Origin of the sequence: Pantoea sp. Pa-EAmG (genome assembly GCF_030024295.1) — a bacterium.
Lineage (GTDB): Bacteria > Pseudomonadota > Gammaproteobacteria > Enterobacterales > Enterobacteriaceae > Pantoea > Pantoea dispersa.
Map to the genome: position 1 here is coordinate 1 of NZ_JASEWO010000335.1, position 1,783 is coordinate 1,783.

Sequence of the window (1,783 nt, forward strand, 5' to 3'; positions counted from 1 at the left end):
TTTATCCTTATGGCACCTTTTTAGAACTGTAAGTTATTAAATCCGGTTGATTCTTAACCATTGGGTGTTATTTATTCGTAAAAACAATGATCTGCATCAAATTATCTTTTCGTGCGAAAGATCATGGTCGATCCCGCTGGCTGATACGTCATAAGAAGCTATAACCACTGAGCACAATATGTAAAGCAGTGTAAAATAGCGCGAATGGTTAAGCAGGGGAAAAGGTCGTACCAATATTTCGTCGGATGCAGAACCGGCAGCTATATCGATAACTTATTATTAAAAAAGGATTTTGTAACAAGCGTGGCGGGTAACGGATCATCAGGAAGGATGTTACCGGCAGATGATCTGCCGGTTAAGACCAGGGTTTTATAGTTCCTGTTCGAATAAAACCAGCACGGCATCGTGCAGCTGTTTTACGGAGAAACTACGCGCAGGGGTAATAAAGATGGTGTCATCCCCCGCGATAGTACCGAGAATGCCTTCCGCTTTACCGAGTGAATCCAGCAGGCGTGCAATCAGCTGCGCAGCACCCGGGCTGGTGTGAATCACCACTAAGGCATCGTTGTAATCGATATCCAGCACCAGATTCTTCAATGGGCTGGTGGTGGTCGGCACGCCAAGTTCGGCTGGCAAACAGTAAACCATTTCCATTTTGGCATTGCGGGTGCGTACGGCACCAAACTTGGTCAGCATACGAGAAACTTTTGACTGGTTGATGTTCTCGAAGCCGTCTTCCTGCAGCGCCTGTACGATTTCGCCCTGAGAGCTGAATTTTTCTTCTTTTAATAACGCTTTGAACGCTTTGATCAAGTCGTCTTGTTTTGATGGGTTTCGCATAAGCTACCAATAAAAGAGGGGTGCAGCAGGCAACAGGCCAGCAGCAGATAAATTATTATGCATTTAGATGAATTTTTATGCAATAAGCGTAGTGAGCGAATCGCGCTAATCAACTGCGGACAGGCATCATAGCAGAGTTTTGTGTTGCGCCAAAATCGCGGGCTGACGCGCAAAGCGAAGGTTGCAATGTTGTTATAGTATTGAAGTGGTAACAACTATATCGATGATCATTGCCGTCCATTGTCTTCTGGCTGCGATTGTATCATTCAGGCGACTTCTGAAGTGGAGATGTCTCGGGAGCCGATTGCGGCGTAGGTTAATGCGCGACAGGTGTGTCGCTATCGCCTGAGAAGTTGATTAAACTCGTAACCTGATGGATTTTCGGCATATCTCTGCCCCACCTTCATAAGGAGTTCAGGATGAAAGTTGCCGTTCTCGGTGCAGCCGGTGGTATTGGCCAGGCGCTCGCACTGCTGCTCAAAACTCAATTACCCGCAGGTTCCGCTCTCTCACTTTATGATATCGCCCCGGTCACGCCCGGGGTGGCGGTTGATCTCAGCCATATTCCTACCTCTGTGAAAGTGGAAGGGTTTAGTGGCGAAGACGCGACACCTGCGCTGCAGGGAGCCGATATTGTGCTGATTTCTGCGGGTGTGGCACGTAAACCCGGCATGGATCGCGCCGACCTGTTTAACGTTAACGCGGGCATTGTACGTAACCTGATCGAGCAGGTTGCCAGCACCGCGCCGAAAGCGCTGATTGGCGTGATCACTAATCCGGTTAACACCACGGTGGCCATTGCGGCTGAAGTGCTAAAGAAAGCCGGCGTGTATGACAAGAACCGTCTGTTTGGTGTCTCAACCCTCGACATTATCCGCGCCAACACCTTTGTTGCAGCGTTGAAAGGCAAGCAGCCCACCGAGATCGAGGTCCCGGTGGTGGG

1 protein-coding gene and 1 pseudogene are annotated in these 1,783 nt (G+C 49.2%); one reads left to right on the forward strand and one right to left on the reverse strand.

Features of this window, described 5'->3' with window-relative positions; genetic code table 11:
- Window positions 1–369: 369 nt before the first annotated feature.
- Window positions 370–840 (reverse strand): transcriptional regulator ArgR, encoded by a 471-nt coding sequence (gene argR, locus QMM04_RS22385; protein ID WP_034831131.1) that lies wholly within the window; start codon window positions 838–840, stop codon window positions 370–372.
- A gap of 419 nt (window positions 841–1,259) precedes the next feature.
- Here argR and QMM04_RS22390 point away from each other — a divergent pair.
- A pseudogene (locus QMM04_RS22390) lies at window positions 1,260–1,783 on the forward strand (malate dehydrogenase); the annotation flags it as partial.

Bases quoted from the DNA above. Each gene is read 5' to 3' on its own strand.
- argR (WP_034831131.1), bottom strand. From the start codon at position 840: ATGCGAAACCCATCAAAACAAGACGACTTGATCAAAGCGTTCAAAGCG.